Annotated in this window: 25 protein-coding genes and 1 other annotated feature; of the genes, 19 read left to right on the top strand and 6 right to left on the bottom strand. The window is 59.7% G+C overall.

Going from position 1 to position 20,393, the window contains the following annotated elements; genetic code table 11:
* Positions 1-126: 126 nt before the first annotated feature.
* Positions 127-1,281: a flagellar assembly protein T N-terminal domain-containing protein gene (locus tag ACTG1P_RS08310; RefSeq protein WP_440000986.1), complete on the bottom strand. Its 1,155-nt coding sequence runs from the start codon at positions 1,279-1,281 to the stop codon at positions 127-129.
* A gap of 206 nt (positions 1,282-1,487) precedes the next feature.
* Here ACTG1P_RS08310 and ACTG1P_RS08305 point away from each other — a divergent pair, with 206 nt between their 5' ends.
* Positions 1,488-2,108 carry a FlgO family outer membrane protein gene (locus ACTG1P_RS08305; protein WP_005338718.1) on the top strand — a complete coding sequence of 207 codons (621 nt, stop codon included), beginning with the start codon at positions 1,488-1,490 and terminating at the stop codon, positions 2,106-2,108.
* 10 nt (positions 2,109-2,118) lie between these two features.
* Positions 2,119-2,544 (top strand): LPP20 family lipoprotein, encoded by a 426-nt coding sequence (locus tag ACTG1P_RS08300; RefSeq protein WP_440000985.1) that lies wholly within the window; start codon positions 2,119-2,121, stop codon positions 2,542-2,544.
* A gap of 88 nt (positions 2,545-2,632) precedes the next feature.
* On the opposite strand, the gene pheA is transcribed toward ACTG1P_RS08300, so the two are convergent.
* Positions 2,633-3,805, bottom strand: a complete 1,173-nt coding sequence (pheA, locus tag ACTG1P_RS08295; protein ID WP_111808139.1) for a prephenate dehydratase — start codon at positions 3,803-3,805, stop codon at positions 2,633-2,635.
* 38 nt (positions 3,806-3,843) lie between these two features.
* Positions 3,844-3,965 (bottom strand) — a sequence feature (Phe leader region).
* A 170-nt stretch (positions 3,966-4,135) separates the two neighbouring features.
* On the opposite strand from pheA, the gene ACTG1P_RS08290 reads away from it, so the two are divergent.
* The 17 genes from ACTG1P_RS08290 to ACTG1P_RS08210 all read left to right on the top strand — a co-directional run bounded on the left by ACTG1P_RS08290 (position 4,136) and on the right by ACTG1P_RS08210 (position 17,190).
* Entirely contained in the window at positions 4,136-4,747 is a 612-nt protein-coding gene (locus ACTG1P_RS08290) for an HAD family hydrolase (protein ID WP_440000984.1), read from the top strand.
* Between the two features lie 18 nt (positions 4,748-4,765).
* Entirely contained in the window at positions 4,766-5,044 is a 279-nt protein-coding gene (locus tag ACTG1P_RS08285) for a DUF6482 family protein (protein WP_069554313.1), read from the top strand.
* Between the two features lie 79 nt (positions 5,045-5,123).
* Positions 5,124-5,960, top strand: coding sequence for a hypothetical protein (locus tag ACTG1P_RS08280; protein ID WP_440000983.1), 837 nt, complete (start codon positions 5,124-5,126; stop codon positions 5,958-5,960).
* Between the two features lie 106 nt (positions 5,961-6,066).
* Entirely contained in the window at positions 6,067-6,639 is a 573-nt protein-coding gene (locus ACTG1P_RS08275; RefSeq protein ID WP_440000982.1) for a DUF3157 family protein, read from the top strand.
* Between the two features lie 189 nt (positions 6,640-6,828).
* Positions 6,829-7,470, top strand: a complete 642-nt coding sequence (locus ACTG1P_RS08270; protein WP_159143142.1) for an outer membrane beta-barrel protein — start codon at positions 6,829-6,831, stop codon at positions 7,468-7,470.
* 180 nt (positions 7,471-7,650) lie between these two features.
* Positions 7,651-8,598, top strand: a complete 948-nt coding sequence (locus tag ACTG1P_RS08265; protein WP_005338692.1) for a YbgA family protein — start codon at positions 7,651-7,653, stop codon at positions 8,596-8,598.
* Between the two features lie 69 nt (positions 8,599-8,667).
* Positions 8,668-9,555, top strand: coding sequence for a MerR family transcriptional regulator (locus tag ACTG1P_RS08260; RefSeq protein ID WP_440000981.1), 888 nt, complete (start codon positions 8,668-8,670; stop codon positions 9,553-9,555).
* Positions 9,552-10,988, top strand: coding sequence for a deoxyribodipyrimidine photo-lyase (gene phrB, locus ACTG1P_RS08255; RefSeq protein ID WP_440000980.1), 1,437 nt, complete (start codon positions 9,552-9,554; stop codon positions 10,986-10,988). The genes ACTG1P_RS08260 and phrB overlap by 4 nt, the downstream gene beginning before the upstream one ends.
* 1 nt (position 10,989) lies before the next feature.
* The gene (locus ACTG1P_RS08250) at positions 10,990-11,418 is read left to right on the top strand and encodes a nuclear transport factor 2 family protein (protein ID WP_005343652.1); all 429 of its coding nucleotides are present in this window, start codon (positions 10,990-10,992) and stop codon (positions 11,416-11,418) included.
* Positions 11,415-12,149, top strand: a complete 735-nt coding sequence (locus ACTG1P_RS08245; protein WP_440000979.1) for an SDR family NAD(P)-dependent oxidoreductase — start codon at positions 11,415-11,417, stop codon at positions 12,147-12,149. Before ACTG1P_RS08250 ends, ACTG1P_RS08245 begins: the two co-directional genes overlap by 4 nt.
* Positions 12,146-13,405, top strand: a complete 1,260-nt coding sequence (locus ACTG1P_RS08240; protein ID WP_440000978.1) for an NAD(P)/FAD-dependent oxidoreductase — start codon at positions 12,146-12,148, stop codon at positions 13,403-13,405. The genes ACTG1P_RS08245 and ACTG1P_RS08240 overlap by 4 nt, the downstream gene beginning before the upstream one ends.
* Positions 13,402-14,184, top strand: a complete 783-nt coding sequence (locus ACTG1P_RS08235) for a DUF1365 domain-containing protein (protein ID WP_440000977.1) — start codon at positions 13,402-13,404, stop codon at positions 14,182-14,184. Before ACTG1P_RS08240 ends, ACTG1P_RS08235 begins: the two co-directional genes overlap by 4 nt.
* A complete protein-coding gene (locus ACTG1P_RS08230; protein ID WP_440000976.1) occupies positions 14,184-15,440 on the top strand; it encodes a class I SAM-dependent methyltransferase in 1,257 nt (418 codons plus the stop codon). The genes ACTG1P_RS08235 and ACTG1P_RS08230 overlap by 1 nt, the downstream gene beginning before the upstream one ends.
* A gap of 2 nt (positions 15,441-15,442) precedes the next feature.
* Positions 15,443-15,919 carry a DUF2878 domain-containing protein gene (locus ACTG1P_RS08225; protein WP_440000975.1) on the top strand — a complete coding sequence of 159 codons (477 nt, stop codon included), beginning with the start codon at positions 15,443-15,445 and terminating at the stop codon, positions 15,917-15,919.
* Positions 15,916-16,137, top strand: coding sequence for a TIGR02450 family Trp-rich protein (locus ACTG1P_RS08220; RefSeq protein WP_005338671.1), 222 nt, complete (start codon positions 15,916-15,918; stop codon positions 16,135-16,137). The genes ACTG1P_RS08225 and ACTG1P_RS08220 overlap by 4 nt, the downstream gene beginning before the upstream one ends.
* Complete coding sequence (locus ACTG1P_RS08215) at positions 16,094-16,636, top strand: chalcone isomerase family protein (RefSeq protein ID WP_440000974.1); 543 nt, start codon at positions 16,094-16,096, stop codon at positions 16,634-16,636. The genes ACTG1P_RS08220 and ACTG1P_RS08215 overlap by 44 nt, the downstream gene beginning before the upstream one ends.
* Before the next feature lie 14 nt (positions 16,637-16,650).
* A complete protein-coding gene (locus ACTG1P_RS08210) occupies positions 16,651-17,190 on the top strand; it encodes a DUF3833 domain-containing protein (protein WP_440000973.1) in 540 nt (179 codons plus the stop codon).
* 73 nt (positions 17,191-17,263) lie between these two features.
* On the opposite strand, the gene nqrM is transcribed toward ACTG1P_RS08210, so the two are convergent.
* From nqrM to nqrE, 4 genes are read right to left on the bottom strand one after another with little or no spacing between them, the layout of a single operon-like run.
* Positions 17,264-17,488 (bottom strand): (Na+)-NQR maturation NqrM, encoded by a 225-nt coding sequence (nqrM, locus tag ACTG1P_RS08205; RefSeq protein ID WP_005338668.1) that lies wholly within the window; start codon positions 17,486-17,488, stop codon positions 17,264-17,266.
* Positions 17,489-17,497: 9 nt separating this feature from the next.
* Complete coding sequence (locus ACTG1P_RS08200; RefSeq protein WP_005338666.1) at positions 17,498-18,535, bottom strand: FAD:protein FMN transferase ApbE; 1,038 nt, start codon at positions 18,533-18,535, stop codon at positions 17,498-17,500.
* A gap of 3 nt (positions 18,536-18,538) precedes the next feature.
* Positions 18,539-19,762 (bottom strand): NADH:ubiquinone reductase (Na(+)-transporting) subunit F, encoded by a 1,224-nt coding sequence (gene nqrF / locus ACTG1P_RS08195; protein WP_005338656.1) that lies wholly within the window; start codon positions 19,760-19,762, stop codon positions 18,539-18,541.
* Between the two features lie 32 nt (positions 19,763-19,794).
* Positions 19,795-20,391 carry an NADH:ubiquinone reductase (Na(+)-transporting) subunit E gene (gene nqrE, locus ACTG1P_RS08190; RefSeq protein WP_005338645.1) on the bottom strand — a complete coding sequence of 199 codons (597 nt, stop codon included), beginning with the start codon at positions 20,389-20,391 and terminating at the stop codon, positions 19,795-19,797.
* Positions 20,392-20,393: the final 2 nt, after the last annotated feature.

Raw genomic sequence — 20,393 nt, 5'->3', positions numbered from 1 at the left:
AGCATATTTAGATAGATTTTTAAGCAATAAACATCCCTTAGGAGGGGACCGCTCTATCCTACTGAGCTACGGGAGCTGTGTGGCGGGCATTATACAAGAAGCAACTCCCTTTTAAACCCTTGATTCTTATTCCAATACTGCCAAATCCCCATTCTGGATGTTAAACGGCGAATATTTGTTCTGGCTGCTGATGATGGCGCCATCGTCGAATACCTGTACAACCTCGAACAGGCCGTCGGCCGGATTGCGCATCATGCGCGACTTGCCGTAAGGGTCGATGAAATCGGCGTTGTGCTGGATGCGGAACTGATCGCCAAGCTTGACGCCGTTGCGTCGTCCCAGATTGATGTAGGGGCCTCGTTCGTTCTGGCCGACCACCCGGGCGGTGACAGGGGCACAGGTGAGCTGGGACACCAGATCCTGAGCGGCCTGCTGCAGCTGGTAGTTGACCTCCTGGCCGTAGCTCGATTGCCAGAACTGGCCGCTGCTGCTGCCCACCTGTTCCCGCTTGCCAAAGGTCCAGGTGGCGCGCCCTTCGTAGACCTTGCGGTTGATCAGGCTGCCGTTGATGCCATCGAACAGATAGAGCTGCATGCGAAAGTTGCGCACGGGATCCTCATACCAGCTGGTCAGCTGGTTGCCCTGCGGCTCGATGGAGAGATCGTCGATGCTGCCGAGCACCAGATACTGGCTGTCGGTACGCAGGCTGAGCGCCTTGATCTCTTCGAGGGCGCTGCGATCTCCCTGTTGCAGATGCAGCGGATCGATGCGCAGGTTTTCATCCAGCCACTGGCGCACAGCGACCCCTTGCTGCGCGTTGGCGAGAGTCTCGAACAGTCGTCGCGAGAGGTTTTCCGGCATGTCGTCCATGGCGCCGTAGCTTGCCTGATCTGGATAGCGCATCCGCAGCCGCACCAGTGTCAAATCCTTGGCGAAGTGCTGGGTCTGGCAGATCTGGCGCTCGGCCTGAATGTCGGCCACTAGCGTGATATACATGCGACCGTTGCGCACCTCTTCCCGCTTGAGCCGGTACTGGCGAATATCGCCGCCGGAGCGGATCTGGATCTGCTCGGAGCGCAGGCTGCCATTTTCCAGACGCTGGACGCTGGAAACGGCCGCGCCGCTGGCCAGCAGCGCCTGACGCAGGGCGTCGCGGGTCGCCTGCTCGCGGGCATAGACCTCATCGCCCCCCAGAATGGCGGCGCTGCCCTGCGCTTCGATAAGCTCGGCGCGGGCGCTCAGACTGGCCAGCAGCAGGGTCAACAGCAGCGGTAATTTCATAGCAGATACCTTGAGTTGGCGGGCAGCCGAGCCATTTTGAGGAAATGGCGCTTGCTGGCCGACATGGATCACAACACGTTCCAAGTGGCAGCGCACGTTGGCGCTGACGATGTCCATTAAAAAGCAAGAATCATGCCTCATTCCCGGCTCAAGCTTTGTCCGGCGCGTCCGATAATAAGTCAGGTGCAGATACAGGAAAGGTATCCATGAACAAACTCATCACGGCGTTGGCGCTTGCCCTGGCATTGACCGGGTGTGGCTCCGACCCTATCAATCGGGATCAGGGTGACCCCCGCCAGGCGGCGCAGGGGATGGAACTCAACTGGCTGGTGGCGCGCATGACCGATCAGCTGATGGAGCGCAAATCGCTGACCACCCTGACCGAACCCATAGCAGTGGCTTCCTTTGTCGATCTCGATACCCTGCAGGATACCAACTGGATGGGGCAGCAGATTGAGGAGAGCTTTATCTACGAGCTCAACCGTCGCGGCGAGGTGGTGGTGGACTTCAAGCTGACCGGTAGCATCAAGGTGACGCCGCAGGGGGACTTCGTGCTGAGCCGCAACTACAAGGAGCTCTCTTCCCGTTTGCCGATCTCCCGCATTCTGGTTGGCACCTTCAGCCGCAACAGCAAGGGGATCTTGGTCAACGCCCGCGTTATCGACATGCGCACCAAGATGGTGGAGACCACGGCCCAGAGCCTGATCCCGCAAAAATATCTGTTCGGTGCCAACAACTCGTTTGGTCGGGCATCGATCAATCGCGGTTATCTGATGCGTGACAGTCAGGCCCGGCCGGGCGGTCATCTGGTTAACCTGACGCCATAAGGAGCGAGTCATGAAGATGTTGCTTGGTTGCCTGTTGGCACTCTTGCTCACCGGTTGCAGCTACAACCGGGTGGTGGATTACACCCAGGGTGGCAAGCCCGATGATTTTCCGGTGCTCAAGGCGGTGGGGTATGCGGTGATCGACATCCAGCCTGGCCCCTCCCAGTCGGAGAAGATGCTGCAAGCCATTCGCGCTTCCAAGATGGATGCTTATCGCGAGCTGGCCGAACAGCTCAATGGTCAGCAAGTGCGCGGTCAGAGCAGCTACCGCGATCTGACCCAGACCTCCAACTCGCTGGATGTCTCTGTGGCGGGTGTGGTGCGTGGTGCCCGGGTGGTGGCCTCCTATCCGCGCGGTAACACCTATGCCACCGAGATGGAGCTCGATACCCGTGCCCTCTACAACATCAATCAGTTGATGGCGGGTCAGTTCTGAGTTGATTGCCTGACCTGAAAACAGGCATCAACACAGGCATCAAAACAAAAGGCGAGCAGGGTGCTCGCCTTTTGTCGTTGTGGGCTGTTTAGCTCCCCATCAGCACCGGCGGCACTGCGGTGGGTTTCACATCCTCGCTCGGGTAGCAGCCAAGCACCTTGATATAGCGGGTGATCTTGGTCAGCTCCACCAATGCGGCCTGCATCGCCGGGGTCTGCAGGTTGGCGGAGACATCCAGATAGAACATCTCTTCCCACGGGTTGCCCTGCACCGGACGGGACTCCAGTTTGGTCATGTTGATCTCGTGGCTGCGCAGTACCAGCAGCGCCTCGACCAGCGAACCCGGCTTCTGGGAGGTAGACATGATGAGGGTGGTCTTGGCCGGGATCTGCGGCGCCACGTCGATGGGCTTGCGCGCCACCACGATGAAGCGGCTGTAGTTTTCTTTCTGGTTGGCAAGCTGCTCGGCCAGCACATCCAGGCCATAGAGCTCGCCCCCGGCGGCGCTGCCGATGGCGGCGGCCTCGGCGCTGGCAAGCTCTTTGACCTTCATCATGGCGCTGGAGGAGGAGTCGCAGATCTCGTGACGGGCTCCTTCCAGTTTGCTCAGATAGTGGGAGCACTGCTGAAACACCTGCGGGTGGGCATAGAAGGTCTTGATGCGACTCAGCTCGGTCGGCACGGCGGTGAGAATGCAGTGCTCGATGGGGTAGGTGAGCTCGCCGACGATGGAGAGGCTGGTGTGTTGCATCACGTCATAGACTTCGTTGATGGAGCCAGAGCTGGTGTTCTCGATGGGCAGCACGCCAAAGGCGGCGCGCCCCGACTCTACCGCATCCAGCACTTCGCGGAAGTTCTGGCAGTTCACCTCGATCACCTGATCCTTGTAGCGCGCCAGATATTTGCGTGCGGCGAGGCTGGAGTAGGAACCGCGCGGCCCAAGATAGGCGACGCTGGTCATCGGCTCCTGCTGCTCTGGATTGAGCAGACTCTGCAGATAGGCCTGCTGGGAGAGAACAGAGTCTTCGATGATGGTGTGATAGATACGGGTGATGTACTGGGCATCCAGCCCCAGCACGCGCCCTTTCTGGATCAGGGCAACCAGCAGCTCCTGCTCCCGCTGGTGGTCACGGATGGGGCGCGGGTTGGCTTGCTTGGCACGGGCCACCTCGATGCTGAGGGTCTTGCGTTTCGCCAGCAGGGCAAGCAGCTCCTGATCCAACCGGGTGATGTCTTGTCTGATCTCGTCGAGCGTTGCCATGATTGTTCCCTATCCAAGTAATCGATTGATATTAATGCAAAAAAAAGCCTCCGCTAGGGGAGGCTCGATTCGTCTTTGCTTTCTGTTCACACGACGACAGGCCTTCCCTCAAGCGGGCCGGATAAACGAGAAAGCAAAAAAGAATGGTGCGTGCATAGGTGTGTCCTTGAAGTAACGTCATAACCATTAAGGGATTTGCCGGTCTGATGCAAGTAAAACTTGCCCACGGGCGGGGATGGGGGCAGGGTATCCGGTTAAGAAAATGGCGTATGAGCGATGTTCTATTGACTCTGTTTTGATGACTGACACCCAGTGGGGGAGGTAAAGACGATGGCGATTATTTTCGATCTGGGACGGGTGGTGGTGAGCTGGGATCCGGTCGGCATAGTGCGTTCAGTGCGTGGTCCGCAAGGGGCTGAACAGTTGGCCGAGCAGCTCTTTAACCACCCGGACTGGCTGGAGGTAGACAGAGGCACCATGTCGCTCCACACCATGGCCCGAGAAGCGCAAGCGCGCACTGGCCTCTCGGCGGCGGAGAATCTGGCTATTTTACAGGCAGTTCCCGCCTCCCTGCTGCCAGATCCCGCTATGCTAACCCTGATAGCCGAGCTGCACGGGGCGGGGCACACCCTGTATGCCCTCTCCAACATGGGTCATGCCAGCATCGACTGGCTGGAGCTGCATCAGGATTTCTGGCGCTTCTTCAGCGGCAAGGTGGTCTCGGCGCGGGTGCGGATGATGAAGCCGGAGCCGGAGATCTACCGCTATCTGCTGGTGTCGTTCGATCTGAAACCGGCAGAGCGCATCTTCATCGATGACAGCCCCGCCAACATTGCGGCCGCCGAGGCCCTCGGTATCAGGGGGATCGTCTTTACCGACGCGGCGAGTTGCCGCCAGCAACTGGGTGAGCTGGGCTGTTTGCCCGCCACCGGCAAGGGGTGATGCCCCTCTAGGAGCACTATGGAGCATGGCCGGTTTCGCAATTGGCTCAGTCACTATCCCGAGGCGACCCTGATCATCGCCTGCAAGGATGGCAGCGGTTATCAGCTCTGTATCGAGGCGGAAGGGGAGTGCCTCTGCCTGACCGACAGCGAGGGAGGGCGCCTGACCTTCACCTCGCTGGATCAGGCGCAGGGTTTCTTGCGAGCCCATCGGGTTCACCAAGCAAGATTACGAATTTATGACGCCCAAAATGAAGATTTAGCAGCAGAATCACAGGAAATAATCATCAAGTTTTAATTTTAACCAGACTCTTTAAGGGTCTATTCAGTTTGTTTGCCGCACAATACTGCACCTGTTCATCATCCGGAGCTGTTTAATGGGTGCCAATATAGTTGTACTGAATCAGGGATATGATCACTCTTTTCAAGCCAGGGAACAGCTGCTGATTGAGCGACTGGCAAGTTTTGACGAGCTGGTTGTCTCTTTTTCGGGACGGTTGGAATCCTGCTACAGCATCGAGCTGTGCCGCGCTGCCGGTGTGAAAATCCACGCAATTACCCTCGATAATCCGACCCGCAGTCGCAGCGAAGTGGCCCGTGCCCGCCGTTATTGCCAGCGTTATGGCATCGATCACTGGGTCATCAAGAGTGACGAGATCGTCTTTTGCGATCGCCTGCCAAATATGGAAGGGCTGATCGACCCGGTTCGCCGCATTGGTGAGTATATGCAGACTCGTCCGGAATGGACTCATCTGCCGTTGCTGGTTCCGGCAGCGGTGGAGGAGCGTGATGATTATCTTGCCCAGTTCGGGTCTCTGCCTGCCAACTCAATCTGGTTTTTTGCCGACAACGGATTGATGCGCCGCGATTATCGTTACGGCTTCAACAAGCGTCAGCTCGGTCGCTGGGGCAAGGGGAGCAACGGTTGCCTCAGCAATCGCTTCACCAATCCACAGCAGCTTGAGCAGCGTTATCTGCGAATGGTGGATCAGGCCGAGCAGATGCTGGCCGACATGGGGCTGGACGAGGCACAGGTCTTTTTCCATACCCTGTGTGACTGCTCCACCACCCTGGCCCGGGTGCGTCTGCCCGAGCATCAGCGTGCGCAAGCTTTTGACATGCAATCGGATATTTTGTCCGCCCTCAAGGGGAGCAAGTTCGATCTGGTGACCCTGGATATGGCACAGAAAGAGCGGCACGATCTCGCCATCTAGCCTGCGGGCAAGCGATGCGGGTGCCAGAACGTGAGTGCTGTCATAGGCAAGGGGCGACGGGACTGTTTATACTGTCGCCCTTTCACCCGTTACCGAGCTTCGCCCTATGAAACCCTTCTCCCGTCTGCTGATTGCCCTGTGCCTCTCCCCCGTACTGACGCAGGCTGCCCCTCTTTCTCAGGTGACGCTGCCCGATGGTCGGCATGTTCAGCTCAACGATGACTTCACCTGGGAGTATCTGGTGGTCAAACCGGCCGACCCCGTGCAGGGCGTGGCTGCTGATGGGAAGGCCGGGGCCGTGGTGGCCGTCGCTGCTCCGGTGCTGACCGATCAGGCCAAGGCCAATCCGGAACTGCTTGCCCAGATGGCGCGTGACGGTGTGGTGGTCAAGCTGGACAAGATCGAGGGATCTGACCCGCTGGTGCTGACCTTTATGGTGAGCAATACCGGCACCCGCAATGTGGTCGGGGTACGTGGCATGGTGACCCTGTTCAGTGCTGACGGGGTGCAGCTGAGCCGTCAGGAGGCCCGCTTCTGGGTTGCCGAGAATCGTCTGCCGGAAACCTATCTGCGCAAGGGGCAAGCCCGTCCTTCGCTGGCCCTCGAGATCCCCCGTCCTGCCGGATTGACCGGTCAGCCGCTGGTGCGGGTCGAAATTGACGAGGTGGTCTTCCGCTGATTTGGCGTTGTTCCGGCCCATGCAAACTGTTTGGGCCGGCAACTTGTTGCCGCTGACACCCCCTGCAATATCTGCTTACATCTGACATGGTTCTGCAACAGCTTGCAGCTCGGCAAGCCGGGAACCTGATCGCAAAATGACTCCATACCAGCTCGCTAGCAACGGGCCCAATCACATGGAGTTATCATTATGAAAAAAGCAACTGTCTCTCTTCTGGTTCTGGCCGGGTTTGCCTCTACTTCCGTCATGGCGCAGGATGCCTTCAGCTACGCCAAGGGTTCCGCCACTTGGGCGCACACCAAATCCGACTATCTCAGCGGTACCTTCAGCAATGACAGCAAAGGAACCCGTGATTTTGGCGGTCTGAGCCTGGATCTCTCCAAGAGCTTCGGCTCCAATTTCTATGGTCGCGGCAGCACTGAATACACCTCTCGCAGCAACGGCAACGACAGCATGTCGATCTCCAGCATCGGTGTTGGTGTCTTTACTCCGCTGAGCACGGGTCTGAACCTCTACGGTGAAACCGGTGTGACCGGCTACATGCTGGAGCGTGAACTTGCCAGCGATATCGCTAAAAAAGGGTGGGATGCTGTTGCTCGCAAAGATAGCGGCAGCATGTACGGTGAAGTGGGTCTGCGCTACGACATCGGCAATGTCGAGCTCTCCACCGCTTATCGCTACGCCAACATGACCGACGATATGCACGACTTCAAGGTGGGCGGTGCCTACAAGCTCAACCAGAACTGGGCGCTGACTGCCGATTACACCTATCGCAACTGGGATCTGCAAAAAGGTTCCATCTCCAGCCTGGGTGTGAAGTACAGCTTCTAATCCCCCTTCCCGTAGTCCGTAGTGTCTTGATTTTTACCCATGGCGTTCGCCATGGGTTTTTTCTTTTTCCGGTGATCCTCTTTTTCTCCTTGTGTCGTATCAGTCGCAAATAGTTATACAACTTTCATTTTTTTGTATAACTGCTATAACTGAATCAATGCTTATACAAGGAGTGTCATCATGTACAAGATTAAAGTCGGTATCAGTGCCTGCCTGCTGGGACAAGAGGTACGTTTCGATGGGGGCCACAAGCGCTCCAGCTTCTGTGAACGGGATCTTGGCGCTCACTTTGACTACCACCCCGTCTGTCCCGAGATGGCCATTGGTCTAGGGGCGCCTCGCGCCGCCATCCGGCTGGTCAAGCGCAACGGCGAGATCCGTGCCGAGGCGAGCAACGGTAGCTTCGATGTCACCGAAAAGCTGATTGCCTTCAGCGAGCAGAAGGCACGCCAGCTCGACTTCATCTCCGGTTATATCCTCTGTGCCAAATCACCCAGCTGCGGTATGGAGCGGGTCAAGGTCTATGGCGCCAACAACGAGGGGAGCGCTAAGGAGGGGATCGGCCTCTTTGCCAAGGCGTTGATGGAGGCCAACCCCCTGTTGCCGGTTGAAGAGGATGGCCGCCTGTGCGACCCCATCCTGCGGGAGAACTTCGTGCTGCGGGTCTTTGCCTACCACGACTGGCAGCAACTCTGCGCCCGCGGCATTACCGCCTCTGCGCTGATCCGCTTCCACTCCCGTTACAAGTATCTGGTGCTCTCCCATGCCACCACCCACTACCGCATCCTCGGCAAGCTGCTCGGCAATCTGGGCAAGTCCACCAATTTGCAGGAGGTGGCCGACAACTACATCAAGGGATTGATGACGGCGCTGACCCTGCGAGCCAACCGCCGCAGTCACACCAATGTGCTGATGCACCTGCAGGGCTACTTCAAGCGGGTGCTGACCCCGGCCCAGAAGCAGGAGCTGGCCGATACCATCGACAAGTACCGCACCGGTATCTTCCCCTTGCTGGTGCCGCTCACCCTGATCCGTCACTACCTGCGCGAGTACCCCAATCCCTATCTCGCCGAGCAGGTTTATCTCAATCCGCACCCCGATACGCTGAAATTGCGTTACGGGCTCTGAATCCGTTCTGTTGTCCCGGCGCATGGTTTGCGCCGGGGAGCCTTACCCCTCTGTTTGATGGACGTTGTCATGTCTGATTTATCGCAAGAAGTTGCTCCTCTGGCTGATGAGGGGATCTACCCCATTCGCGAGGTCTCCCGTCTCACCGGCGTCAATGCCGTGACCCTGCGCGCCTGGCAGCGCCGCTACGGGTTGGTACAACCGGCTCGCACCGAAAAGGGCCACCGCCTCTACAGCGAACAGGATATTCGCCAGATCGGCGAGATCCTGAGCTGGCTGGAGCGGGGAGTGAGTATCGGGCAGGTGAAGGGGCTCTTGAGCGAACCCCATTCCGAGCCGGTGAGCGATCACTGGCAGCAAACCCTGGAGCAGTTCAGTCAGGCGCTGCTCGCCTTCAACCAGCGCAAGGCGGAGGCTGAACTCAACGATCTGCTGGCGAGCTACCCGTTCGAGCTGGTGCGCAGCCGGGTACTGCAACCGCTGGTGGAGCGTCTGCTGGGGTTGTGGCGCGAGCGGCCCGATGGCGAGCTGCTACAACAGGTGTGGCTGGGCTGGCTCCATACCCGCTTCGCCCGCCACCTGATCGAGCAGGAGAAGGGCGTGCCGATCACGCTGGCGAGCTGGGGACAGGTCGGCCCCCTCGATCTGGTGTGGGCCGCTTATGAGCTGATCGGTCAGGGCTATGAGGTGCAACTGCTGGGGGCGGTGGAGCCTCGTCATGTCAGCCTGCTGGAAGGACGTGCCGTTACCCCCTGGCTGGTGCTGCTGGGTGCCGGGCTCGGCAAGCAGGAGCTGGCTACCGGCTGGCCCGCCGGCACACGCCTGTTTGGCGAGCTGGGGCGCCTCTACGATAGCGAGTGGCTTAAAGGCCACGGCTGGCAGGCGAGCCTTGCCGAGCTGATGGTGGACGCACCTGCTGCGGCTGGCGCCAGCGGACGCGGGAGGAAAAAATCATGAAATTGGTCTGGTTTCGCAACGACTTGCGTTTGGCCGACAACCCGGCGCTGCGCTCTTGTTGTGGAAAGAGCGCCTGCGCCGATGATGAGCCGGTGGCCGCAATCTTTATCGTCTCTCCTACCCAGTGGCGGCAGCACAAAATGGCCCCGATTCGTCAGCGCTTTATGTTGGCGCAGGTAGATGAGTTGGGGCGCGAGCTGGCGGCGCTCGGCATTCCGCTCCATCTGCTGCGAGTGGAGACCTTTGCCGAGGTGCCCGCTGCGTTGGCAGGCCTCTGCGTAGAGCTGGGGGTGACCCAGCTCTACGCCAATCAGGCCATCGAGATCGACGAGCAGCGTCGCGACCACGCTGTCATTGCGGCACTGACAGAGCAGGCGGTGAGCTGTCACTGGCTCAACGGCTGTTGCGTATTGCCGCCGGGGCGGGTGCTGACCGGGTCGGGGGAGATGTTCAAGGTCTTCACACCTTTCAGCCGTGCCTGGCTCAAGGCCCTCGATGAAGATGGCTTCGTCATTCATCGCGCTCCTGCGCCCCGTGGCGAGCCTTTGTCTTGGCAGCCGCTGGCCGAGCGGGCGTGGGTTGATGAGGCGCTCGGCGAGCTGACGGCAGATCCCCGCTGGCCAGTGGGGGAGGCGGAAGCCCGGCGCCGTTTGAACGATTTTCTGGAGCAGGCAGTGCTCGACTATGGTGAGACCCGGGATTTTCCTGCCATCGCGGGCACCTCTGTGCTCTCCCCCTATCTGGCGGCGGGCATCATCAGCCCGCGTCAGTGTGTGGCGGCGCTCCAGCAGCGCCTTGGCTACCGGCCCCAGTCGAAAGCTCAGCCCGGCTTTGTCTGGCTCAATGAGCTGATCTGGCGCGAGTTCTATCGCCACCTGCTGGTGCTGATCCCGACCCTCTCGATGAATCGTCCTTTCAAGCCCGAGACGGCAAACTTGCCGTGGAGTTGGGACCCGGATGCCTTTGCCGCCTGGTGCGAGGGGCGCACCGGCTACCCCATTGTCGATGCGGCGATGCGTTGCCTCAACGCCACCGGCTGGATGCACAACCGGCTGCGGATGATAGTGGCGAGCTTTCTCACCAAGGATCTCCATATCCACTGGCGGCTCGGGGAGGATTACTTCATGAGTCGGCTCATCGATGGGGAGCTGGCGGCCAACAACGGCGGCTGGCAGTGGGCTGCGGGTACCGGTGCCGATGCGGCGCCCTATTTTCGGGTGTTCAACCCCACCACTCAGGGGCAACGATTTGATCCACAAGGGGAGTTTATCCGTACCTGGGTAACTGAACTTGCCGATATTCCCCCCGCTTATGTGCATCAGCCCCACGACTGGCTGCGGCTCAAGAGGCGACAGGATTATCCGGCACCCATGGTGGATCACGCCGTTGCCCGGGTGAGAGCCATCGAGATGTTTCGCGCTCTGGAGAAATAGGATGAACGAGCCGCTGGCCCGCTTTATTGGCCTCTATCAGCAACTGGACAAACAGCAGTTGCACCGCTTGCCCGAGGTCTATGCCGAACAGGTGGTCTTTACCGATCCGGCCCACCGTATCGAGGGGCTGGCTGCCCTTGGCGACTATTTTGCCGCCCTCTATCAGCGCCTCGCCTACTGTCGTTTCGTCATCACCAGTCAGCAGCAACAAGGGCAGCAGGCCTGGCTTGGCTGGACCATGACCTTCTCTCACCCCAGATTGCGTGGTGGTGAGCCGGTGACGGTGGAGGGGGCCACCCGCCTCGAATTCGACGAGGCGGGCAAGGTGTGCCAGCACAGGGACTATTTTGACCTGGGCGCCATGCTCTACGAGCAGTTGCCGCTGCTCGGGCCCGTGGTGCGCACTATCAAGATGAGGCTTGGCGCATGAGCGGCCGGGTGCTCATCACCGGGGCGACCTCCGGCATAGGTCGTCAACTGGCGTTGGATTACCGGCGTGCTGGCTGGCAGGTGTGGGGTTGTGGTCGCGATGGTGAACGGCTGCAGGCGCTGGGGCTGGATGGCGTCACGCCGCTGCAGTTCGATGCCCGGGATCTGGCCGCAATGAGCGGGGTAGCCGCTACGCTGCCATCCCTCGATCTGCTGATCCTCAACGCAGGCAACTGTGAGTACATGGATGTCGGCGAGGGGTTTGACAGCGAGCTGTTTGCCCGAGTGATTGAAACCAATCTGACCGCCACCGGCCATGCGCTGTCCGCCTTCTTGCCATTGCTAGGGGCGGGATCTCGGCTTGCCATCGTCAGCTCGTCGGTGAGCTGGCTGCCGCTGCCGCGAGCCGAGGCCTATGGCGCCTCCAAGGCGGCCCTCGACTATCTGGCGGATACCTTGCGCCTCGATTTGGCCAGCAAAGGGATCGGGGTGACCCTGATCCGCCCCGGCTTTGTCCAGACGCCGCTCACCGCCAAAAATGATTTTCCCATGCCCTGTCTGGTGACGGTGGAGCAGGCCTCCCGCGCCATCATGGACGGGCTGACCGCTGGTCGCCACCAGATCCACTTTCCCCGCCGTTTCATCTGGTTGTTGCGCCTGCTTGGTGCGCTGCCGGTGGGGCTCTGGCTGCGCCTTGGCCGCGCACTCGTATCGAAAGGAAGCCATTCATGAAGAAAAAGATCGCCATCGTCGGTTCAGGGATCTCGGGGCTCACCGCCGGTTTTCTGCTCCACAAACTCCATGACATAACCCTGTTCGAGGCGGCGTCGACTCTGGGGGGGCACACCGCCACTGTCGATGTGAATCAGGCTGGCCGCAGCTATGCCATCGACACCGGCTTTATCGTCTTCAATGATCGCACCTATCCCAACTTCTTGAATTTGCTGGCACGGATCGGCATGGCGCGGCAACCGGCCGAGATGAGCTTCTCGGTAAAGAGCCCGGAGGGGCTGGAGTATAACGGCCATAACCTCGATACCCTGTTTGCCCAGCGCAGCAATCTGTTGAGCCCCCGTTTCTACGGCTTCGTTGCCGAGATTTTGCGATTTAACCGGGAGGCGCGGGCCTGGCTGGCGGATGGTCAACATCAGGGGGCTGGCCCCGAGCTGACGCTGGGGGACTTTCTGCTGGCGGGGGAGTTTAGCGACTACTTCGCCCGCCACTACATCTTGCCGATGGGAGCTGCGATCTGGTCATCGACCCTGGCCGATATGCGTGCCTTCCCCCTTGGCTTCTTCCTGCGCTTTTTTGCCAACCACGGCCTGCTGGATGTGGCCAATCGCCCCCAGTGGTACGTGATCCCGGGTGGCTCGCGGGAATATATCGACCCCCTTACCGCGGGTTGGCAGTCGCAGATCCGCCTCGCCTGTCCGGTGCAGAGCGTGTGGCGGGACGCGGATGGCGTGGTGATCCAGAGCGGTTACGGCGAGGAGCGGTTTGACGAGGTGATCTTCGCCTGCCACAGCGATCAGGCGCTGGCGCTGCTGGCGGATCCCGGCGAGCGGGAGCAGGCCATCCTCGGCGACATGCCCTATCAGGCCAACGATGTCTGGCTCCACACCGATGCTAGCTGCCTGCCCACCCGCCGCAAGGCATGGGCCAGCTGGAACTATCAGCTCGATGGCAATGACGAGGCGCGGCCGCTGGTGAGCTACAACATGAACATCCTGCAGGGGGTGAACTCGCCGGAGCCTTTCTGCGTCAGCCTCAACCCCAAGGGCAAGGTGGATGAGAGCAAGGTGCTGCGCCGCTTCGTCTATCACCATCCGGTGTTCAATCAGGCCTCCATCGCCGCCCAGCAGCGGCGGGCGGAGATCTGCGGCCAACAGCACACCCACTTCTGTGGCGCCTACTGGTACAACGGCTTCCACGAGGATGGGGTGCGCAGCGCGCTGGATGTCGCCAGGCGCTTCGGAGCCGAGCTATGAACGGCGCCACCGTGGCCACCGAACATGAGCGTACAGACGAACTGGCTGGCGTCACCAGCGCCATCTGGCAGGGCTCGGTGCGCCACCGCCGTTTTGCACCGCGGGCTCACGCCTTCTCCTACAGCCTTTTTATGCTGGGACTGGATCTCGACGAGCTGTCGCAGCTCGATCAGGGGCGCTGGTTCGGTGTGGAGCGCTCGGGGCTGCTCTCGTTTCACCGCCATGACTATCTCAAGGGGAGTGAGGGGAGCCTCAAGCAGGCGGTGTGGCAGAAGGTGAGCGAACTGGGTGGCGATGCCGACCCCGAGGGGCGGGTACTGCTGCTCGGCAATGTGCGCTGTCTCGGGTTCTACTTCAGCCCGGTCAACTTCTACTTCTGCTACCGGCAGGGCGAGGCGCACTATCTGCTGGCAGAGGTGTCGAACACTCCCTGGAACGAGCGTCACTACTACCTGCTGGATTTGGCGGCGTTGGCACCCCATGACAAGGATTTTCACGTCTCCCCGTTTATGGGGCTGGCGATGCGTTATCACTGGCGCATCAGGCCGCCCGCGCAGGAGACTCTGATCCATATCGAGAGTCATCCCGTATCCGGTGAAGCCAAGCTGTTTGACGCCACCCTGGCGCTCACTCGTGAACCCTTGTCGCGCAAGGGGCTGGTGGCCCTGCTGGCCCGCTGGCCCTGGATGACCATGAAGGTGCTGCTCGGGATCTACTGGCAGGCCCTGCGTCTATTTATTAAACGAACCCCGATTTTTACCCATCCGGAGAGCCGCTAATGGAACTTGCTCAATCAACCCTCTCTGCCTCTTTCATCGACAAGGGGGCAAGACAACTGCTGCTCAATCTGCTGGGTCGCCTCGAACATGGCCAGCTGCTGCTGCGGGATGGCGGTGAGCGCTACAGCTTTGGCGTCGCGGGCACCGATCTGCATGCCGAACTGGTGGTGCAGGATCCGGCCTTCTATCGACGCCTGCTGCTGGGGGGCAGCATCGCCGCCGGAGAAACCTGGGTGGAGGGGCTCTGGACCAGCCCGGATCCGGTGGCGCTGGTACGGCTGCTGGCCCGCAATCTGACCCTGCTCGACTCCCTCGAGCGGCGCCTCGGCTGGCTCAGTTTCCCGTTCAACAAGGTGCGCCACTGGCTCAACCGCAATACTCTGACCGGTTCGCGCTCCAACATCGCCGCCCACTACGATCTCGGCAATACCCTCTATCAGGGTTTTCTCGACAGCCATATGCAGTACTCGAGCGCCATCTATCCGAGCGCCGAGGCCACTCTGGAAGAGGGTCAGCAAGCCAAACTGCGCACCATCTGCGAGCGGCTGGCGCTGGGGCCAGACGACCATCTGCTGGAGATCGGCACCGGCTGGGGCGGCCTTGCCGTCTATGCCGCCCGCCACTATGGCTGCCGGGTGACCACCACGACTATCTCCCGGGCCCAGCACGACTATGCCAAGGAGTGGATTGCGCGGGAGGGGCTGGGGGATCGCATCACCTTGCTGCTGGAGGATTATCGCAAGCTGGAGGGCACCTATGACAAGCTGGTCTCCATCGAGATGATCGAGGCGGTGGGTCACGCCTTCCTGCCCGACTATTTCCGCCAGCTGTCGCGGCTGCTCAAACCCGGTGGCCGTCTGCTCATTCAGGCCATCACCATCGCCGATCAGCGCCATGCCCAGTATCTGCGCGGGGTTGATTTCATCCAGCGCTACATCTTCCCCGGTGGCTGCCTGCCGAGCGTCTCCCAAATGGCGGGGTTGCTGGCGCGGGAGACCGACATGCAACTGGTACGGTTGCACGATCACGGCCATCACTATGCCCGCACGTTGGCTCACTGGTGCGAGCGGTTTCTGGCGCTGGCTCCCGAGCTGCCCAAGCTCGGTTACAGCCAGGATTTCATCCGGTTGTGGCACTTCTATTTTGCCTATTGCGAAGGGGGATTCTGGGAGCGCACCATCAGTCTGGTGCAGCTGGAGGCCGCCAAGCCGGGGCCCGCTGGCTGGTCGGGTGATGTGCCAGTAAGCGGTCACTGACCATGTGGCAGTGGGCTCACCTGCTGGGGTTCAACCTCTACTGGTTGCTGGCGGTGAAGTGGCAGCAGCCGGGCCCGCTGCTGGCAATGTTGCTGCTGCACTTTCTCTTCTCACCCAGCCGCCTGCGTGACTGGCGGCTGCTCCCCATCGCGGTGGCCGGCTGTCTGCTGGATGCCCTGCTCTGGCAGCTCGGCCTGTTCCGTTTCCCGTCCGGTTTTCCCCTCTGGCTGGTACTGCTCTGGCTCGGTTTTGCCCTGACGCTGGCCCACGGTATGCGCTGGCTGCTGCGCTTGCCTCGTTGGCAGCAGGCGCTGTTTGGCGTATTTGGCGGTGCTTCCTCCTATGTGGCGGGGGCCGCCATGGGGGCAGTAAACTTACCCTGGGGCATCTGGATCAGCACGGCGCTGCTGGCAGTGATCTGGATGTGGTGGTTACCCGTACTCCTGTGGGTAATGGTCAAGCTGGAGGGTGAGTCATGACAAACACCTTTTCGACCGACTCGTTGCTTTTTTCCAAATGGACTAAAGAGAGCCAGCATGAGCTGACTGATCGTTTCTATCTGGTGGTTGCCTGCCAGCGGGATGCGCAGGGGCAGCTGGTGCAGGTGGTGATGCAGGATATCAACACCCTGCAGGAACAGGAGATGGACTGGCATGAACTGGAAGACCCCAACCACTGGCATATGGGGTGGAATTAACCCGCTGCTGCTGGCGTTTACGCTCTTTGCTGCAACCGCGGTGCAGGCTTCTTCCGCCCCCTGGCAGCAGTTGCGCCCGGTCGGGCAGGGGGAGATGAACTGGCTATGGTTCAAGCTCTACGATGCCACCCTCTACAGTGAAAGCGGGCACTATCAGCCCGGTCACTATCCGCAGGCCCTGACCCTCACCTATGCCAGATCCATCGAGCGGGAAGATCTGCTGAGCGCCACTGCCGCCGAGTGGCAGCGACTCGGTCTTGGCTCCAACGCCGAACGTCAGCGCTGGCTCGGCCAGCTCGCTGCACTCTGGCCCGATGTGCAGGCAGGCGACAAGCTCACCTTCTATGTCGACAAGGGCGGGGCAGGCCACTTCTGGTGGCAGGAGAAGTCCCTCGGGACTCTGGCCGATCCGCAATTCTCGGCCGCTTTTCTCGCCATCTGGCTGGCTGACAACAGCCGCGATCCCGCCCTGACCCGCCGCCTGCGTGGCCAACCCTGAACATGGAGTTTCTGATGTCTTTCTATCGTGCATACCGCTGGTTGCTGTTGCTCCCTTTTTTGCTGCTGAGCGGCTGTGGTGCCAGTCTCGATGACTATCGGGGGCAGGGGCCAAACTGGGATCTCGCCCGTTTCTTCAATGGCAAACTGGTGGCTCACGGCCTGGTGACCGACCGCAGCGGCGAAGTGACCAGTCGCTTTCGGGTCGAGATGGTGGGTCGTTGGAAGGATGGCAAGGGAGAGTTGTTCGAGCAGTTCTACTTTGATGATGGCCGCCAGCAGACCCGTACCTGGCATCTGAGCAAGGGCGATGATGGTCACTGGCGCGGTACTGCTTCCGATGTGGTGGGGGAGGCGGTGGGTAAAAGCGAAGGGTTCGCCCTCAACTGGCGTTATCAGCTCGATCTGGCGCTGCCGGATGGCGGGGTGGTGCGGGTGAGCTTCGATGACTGGATGTACCTGCTGGACGAAGATCGTCTGATCAATCGTGCCGAGATCAGCAAGTTCGGTATCCATCTTGGTGAGGTGATCCTCTATATCGAACGTCAGCCCTGACCGTTAACGCAAGATAACGGCCAGTAAAAAGCGCGCCGATGGCGCGCTTTTGTTTACCGAACAATCAGAGTCATCAGATGATGCGGTTCTCTTCCAGCATCTTGCGACGGGCCTCTTCCTTGGCCATCTTCTTCTTGCGGTTGTCGCAGGGTTCCGGGCAATCGCACTCTTTCTCGATGCCAACGCTACCCAGACCGCCACAGGAGCCGGAGATGGTCTTCTTCTGGAAGATGTAACCGATAGCCATGGCGGCTATCACCAGCATGAATACCCCGAAGGTGATCAGAAAAATCTGCATCTCTACCTCTTACTTCTTGACCAGATAGGGCTTGAAGGCATCGGAGTAAGCCTCTTCAAAGCCGTTGTCCGTCTTGGTGATCACGAAGATCGCCAGGCCGCGCTCGTTGGCATAGGCCAGGCTTTTCTCGGTCCCCATCACCATAAACACGGTGGCCAACCCGTCTGCGGTCATGCAGGAGGGGTGGATCACGGTGACCGATACCAGGCGGTGCTGGATCGGCTTGCCGCTGCGCGGATCTATGGTGTGGGAGAAGCGCTGACCATCCAGTTCATAGTAGTTGCGGTAATCGCCGGAGGTGGCCACCCCGTTGTCACCGGGCACGATCACCTCTTGCACCGTGCCGGTGCCTGCGGTGGGCTTCTCGATGGCCACGCGCCAGGGGTGACCCTTGCCGTTGACGCCATTGATCCGCAGCTCGCCGCCAATCTCCACCAGATAGTTGCGCGCACCCAGTGACTCCAGATACTCGGCTACCTTGTCCACCCCAAAGCCCTTGGCGATGGCGGAGAGATCGACGTAGAGATCCGGAATGTCTTTTTGCAGGGTGTCGGCATCTACCGAGGTGATGACGTGCAGGTTGCCCAGACCGGTTTTCTGGCGAGTCTGGGTGATCAGCTCGTCGGAGGGAACCTTGGTCGGCTTCTTGTCCGGGCCAAAGCCCCACAGATTGACCAAGGGGCCAACGGTGACGTCCAGCGCCCCCTGGCTCTCACGGCCAATGTGAATGGCCTCTGTGACGACCCGTGCGGTATCGCGGGAGACCACTACCGGTTTGTTGTCACGGCTCTGGTTGAAGCGCGACAGTTCGGAATCGGGGCGATAGGTCGACATCTGATCGTTGACCCGTTCCAGCAAGACATCCACCTCGGCCTGTAATTTGGCCGGATCGCTGATGGCGCTGTCCGCCACCTTGATGGAGTAGTAAGTGCCCATGGTGCTACCGGTGATATGGATCTCCGGCTTGGATTGGACCGTCTCCTGACCGCACCCAGTCAAGAAAAAGGCTAGCCCGAAGGCTAGCCAGGTCTTTACAACACTGTGCATGGATTAACCACCAAAGTCATCCAACAGGATGTTTTCGTCTTCAACGCCCAAATCTTTGAGCATGTTGATGACGGCAGCGTTCATCACCGGAGGTCCACACATGTAGAACTCGCAATCTTCCGGCGCTTCGTGGTTCTTGAGATAGTTCTCGTAGAGCACGTTGTGGATGAAGCCGGTGTAGCCGTCCCAGTTGTCTTCCGGTTGCGGATCGGACAGGGCGACGTTCCAGGTGAAGTTTTCGTTCTCGGCCGCGAGCATGTCAAAGTCTTCGACATAGAACATTTCGCGCTTGGAACGGGCACCGTACCAGAAGCTCATCTTGCGCTTGGACTTCAGGCGACGCAACTGGTCGAAGATATGGGAACGCATCGGTGCCATACCCGCACCACCACCGATGAATACCATTTCGGCATCGGTGTCTTTGGCGAAGAACTCACCGAACGGACCGGAGATAGTCACCTTGTCGCCAGCCTTCAGGCTGAAGATGTAGGAGGACATCTGTCCCGGAGGGGCAGTCCAGTTGCTGGGCGGCGGGGTCGCGATACGCACGTTCAGCATGATGATGCCGAACTCTTCCGGATAGTTGGCCATGGAGTAGGCACGGATGATCGGCTCATCGACCTTGGACTCCAGCTCAAAGATCTTGAAGCGATCCCAGTCACCGCGATACTCCTCGGGAATATCGAAGTTCTTGTAGTGCACGTGGTGAGCTGGGGCTTCGATCTGGATATAACCACCGGCGCGGAACGGTACGCTCTCGCCATCGGGGATCTGCAGCTTGAGCTCCTTGATGAAGGTGGCCTTGTTATCGTTGGAGATAACAGTACATTCCCACTTCTTCACCCCGAAGATCTCTTCCGGCAGTTCGATATCCATGTCGGAGCGAACGGTAACCTGACAGGCCAGACGCTCGCCATGACGGGCTTCGCCCTTGCTGATGTGATCCAGTTCGGTTGGCAGAATGTCGCCACCACCGGATTTCACCCGTACCTTGCACTGGCCACAGGAGCCACCGCCGCCACAGGCGGAGGAGACGAAGATACCGCTGCCAGCCAGCACGCCGAGCAGCTTGCCACCGGCCGGGCTGGTCACAGCCTTGGCCGGGTCACCATTGATGCTGATTGTCACGTCGCCCGCGGTCACCAGCTTGGACTTGGCGAACAGAATGACTGCCACCAGTGCCAGCAGGATCACGGTAAACATGACCACACCCAAAATAATTTCCATCTATCGTTCCTTTCTGATTGCAGGAAAGCCGATTACAGGGAGATACCAGAGAAGGACATGAAGCCCAGCGCCATCAGACCGGCGGTGATGAAGGTGATGCCCAGACCGCGCAGGCCTTCCGGAACATCGGAGTACTTCATCTTCTCGCGGATACCTGCCAGCGCAACGATCGCCAGCATCCAGCCTGCCCCTGAACCCACACCGTAGACCACAGACTCCATGAAGTTATAGTCACGCTGCACCATGAAGGAGACGCCACCGAAGATGGCGCAGTTCACGGTGATGAGCGGCAGGAAGATACCCAGCGCGTTGTAGAGTGCCGGGAAGTACTTGTCCAGCGCCATCTCCAGGATCTGTACCAGTGCTGCAATCACACCGATGAAGGTGATGAAGCTCAGGAAGCTCAGATCCAGACCGGATACCAGAGCGCCATCTTTAAGCACGTAGTTGTAGATCAGGTTGTTGGCAGGAACCGCGATGGTCTGCACCACAATAACGGCAATACCCAGACCCATAGAGGTCTTTACCTTCTTGGACACCGCCAGGAAGGTACACATCCCCAGGAAGAAGGAGAGTGCCAGGTTTTCGATGAAGATCGATTTAATCAACAGACTCAGATAGTGTTCCATAC

The organism is Aeromonas sp. 11P, assembly GCF_051920165.1.
GTDB classification, from domain to species: domain Bacteria; phylum Pseudomonadota; class Gammaproteobacteria; order Enterobacterales; family Aeromonadaceae; genus Aeromonas; species Aeromonas veronii.
This window is presented reverse-complemented; position numbering and strand designations above follow the sequence as displayed.

Bases quoted from the DNA above. Each gene is read 5' to 3' on its own strand.
- ACTG1P_RS08230 (WP_440000976.1), top strand. From the start codon at position 14,184: ATGGAACTTGCTCAATCAACCCTCTCTGCCTCTTTCATCGACAAGGGG.
- ACTG1P_RS08220 (WP_005338671.1), top strand. From the start codon at position 15,916: ATGACAAACACCTTTTCGACCGACTCGTTGCTTTTTTCCAAATGGACT.
- nqrE (WP_005338645.1), bottom strand. From the start codon at position 20,391: ATGGAACACTATCTGAGTCTGTTGATTAAATCGATCTTCATCGAAAAC.
- pheA (WP_111808139.1), bottom strand. From the start codon at position 3,805: ATGGCAACGCTCGACGAGATCAGACAAGACATCACCCGGTTGGATCAG.
- ACTG1P_RS08225 (WP_440000975.1), top strand. From the start codon at position 15,443: ATGTGGCAGTGGGCTCACCTGCTGGGGTTCAACCTCTACTGGTTGCTG.
- nqrF (WP_005338656.1), bottom strand. From the start codon at position 19,762: ATGGAAATTATTTTGGGTGTGGTCATGTTTACCGTGATCCTGCTGGCA.
- ACTG1P_RS08280 (WP_440000983.1), top strand. From the start codon at position 5,124: ATGGGTGCCAATATAGTTGTACTGAATCAGGGATATGATCACTCTTTT.
- ACTG1P_RS08290 (WP_440000984.1), top strand. From the start codon at position 4,136: ATGGCGATTATTTTCGATCTGGGACGGGTGGTGGTGAGCTGGGATCCG.
- ACTG1P_RS08275 (WP_440000982.1), top strand. From the start codon at position 6,067: ATGAAACCCTTCTCCCGTCTGCTGATTGCCCTGTGCCTCTCCCCCGTA.
- ACTG1P_RS08305 (WP_005338718.1), top strand. From the start codon at position 1,488: ATGAACAAACTCATCACGGCGTTGGCGCTTGCCCTGGCATTGACCGGG.
- ACTG1P_RS08250 (WP_005343652.1), top strand. From the start codon at position 10,990: ATGAACGAGCCGCTGGCCCGCTTTATTGGCCTCTATCAGCAACTGGAC.
- ACTG1P_RS08265 (WP_005338692.1), top strand. From the start codon at position 7,651: ATGTACAAGATTAAAGTCGGTATCAGTGCCTGCCTGCTGGGACAAGAG.
- nqrM (WP_005338668.1), bottom strand. From the start codon at position 17,488: ATGCAGATTTTTCTGATCACCTTCGGGGTATTCATGCTGGTGATAGCC.
- phrB (WP_440000980.1), top strand. From the start codon at position 9,552: ATGAAATTGGTCTGGTTTCGCAACGACTTGCGTTTGGCCGACAACCCG.
- ACTG1P_RS08235 (WP_440000977.1), top strand. From the start codon at position 13,402: ATGAACGGCGCCACCGTGGCCACCGAACATGAGCGTACAGACGAACTG.
- ACTG1P_RS08260 (WP_440000981.1), top strand. From the start codon at position 8,668: ATGTCTGATTTATCGCAAGAAGTTGCTCCTCTGGCTGATGAGGGGATC.
- ACTG1P_RS08310 (WP_440000986.1), bottom strand. From the start codon at position 1,281: ATGAAATTACCGCTGCTGTTGACCCTGCTGCTGGCCAGTCTGAGCGCC.
- ACTG1P_RS08215 (WP_440000974.1), top strand. From the start codon at position 16,094: ATGAACTGGAAGACCCCAACCACTGGCATATGGGGTGGAATTAACCCG.
- ACTG1P_RS08245 (WP_440000979.1), top strand. From the start codon at position 11,415: ATGAGCGGCCGGGTGCTCATCACCGGGGCGACCTCCGGCATAGGTCGT.
- ACTG1P_RS08210 (WP_440000973.1), top strand. From the start codon at position 16,651: ATGTCTTTCTATCGTGCATACCGCTGGTTGCTGTTGCTCCCTTTTTTG.
- ACTG1P_RS08240 (WP_440000978.1), top strand. From the start codon at position 12,146: ATGAAGAAAAAGATCGCCATCGTCGGTTCAGGGATCTCGGGGCTCACC.
- ACTG1P_RS08270 (WP_159143142.1), top strand. From the start codon at position 6,829: ATGAAAAAAGCAACTGTCTCTCTTCTGGTTCTGGCCGGGTTTGCCTCT.
- ACTG1P_RS08300 (WP_440000985.1), top strand. From the start codon at position 2,119: ATGAAGATGTTGCTTGGTTGCCTGTTGGCACTCTTGCTCACCGGTTGC.
- ACTG1P_RS08285 (WP_069554313.1), top strand. From the start codon at position 4,766: ATGGAGCATGGCCGGTTTCGCAATTGGCTCAGTCACTATCCCGAGGCG.
- ACTG1P_RS08200 (WP_005338666.1), bottom strand. From the start codon at position 18,535: ATGCACAGTGTTGTAAAGACCTGGCTAGCCTTCGGGCTAGCCTTTTTC.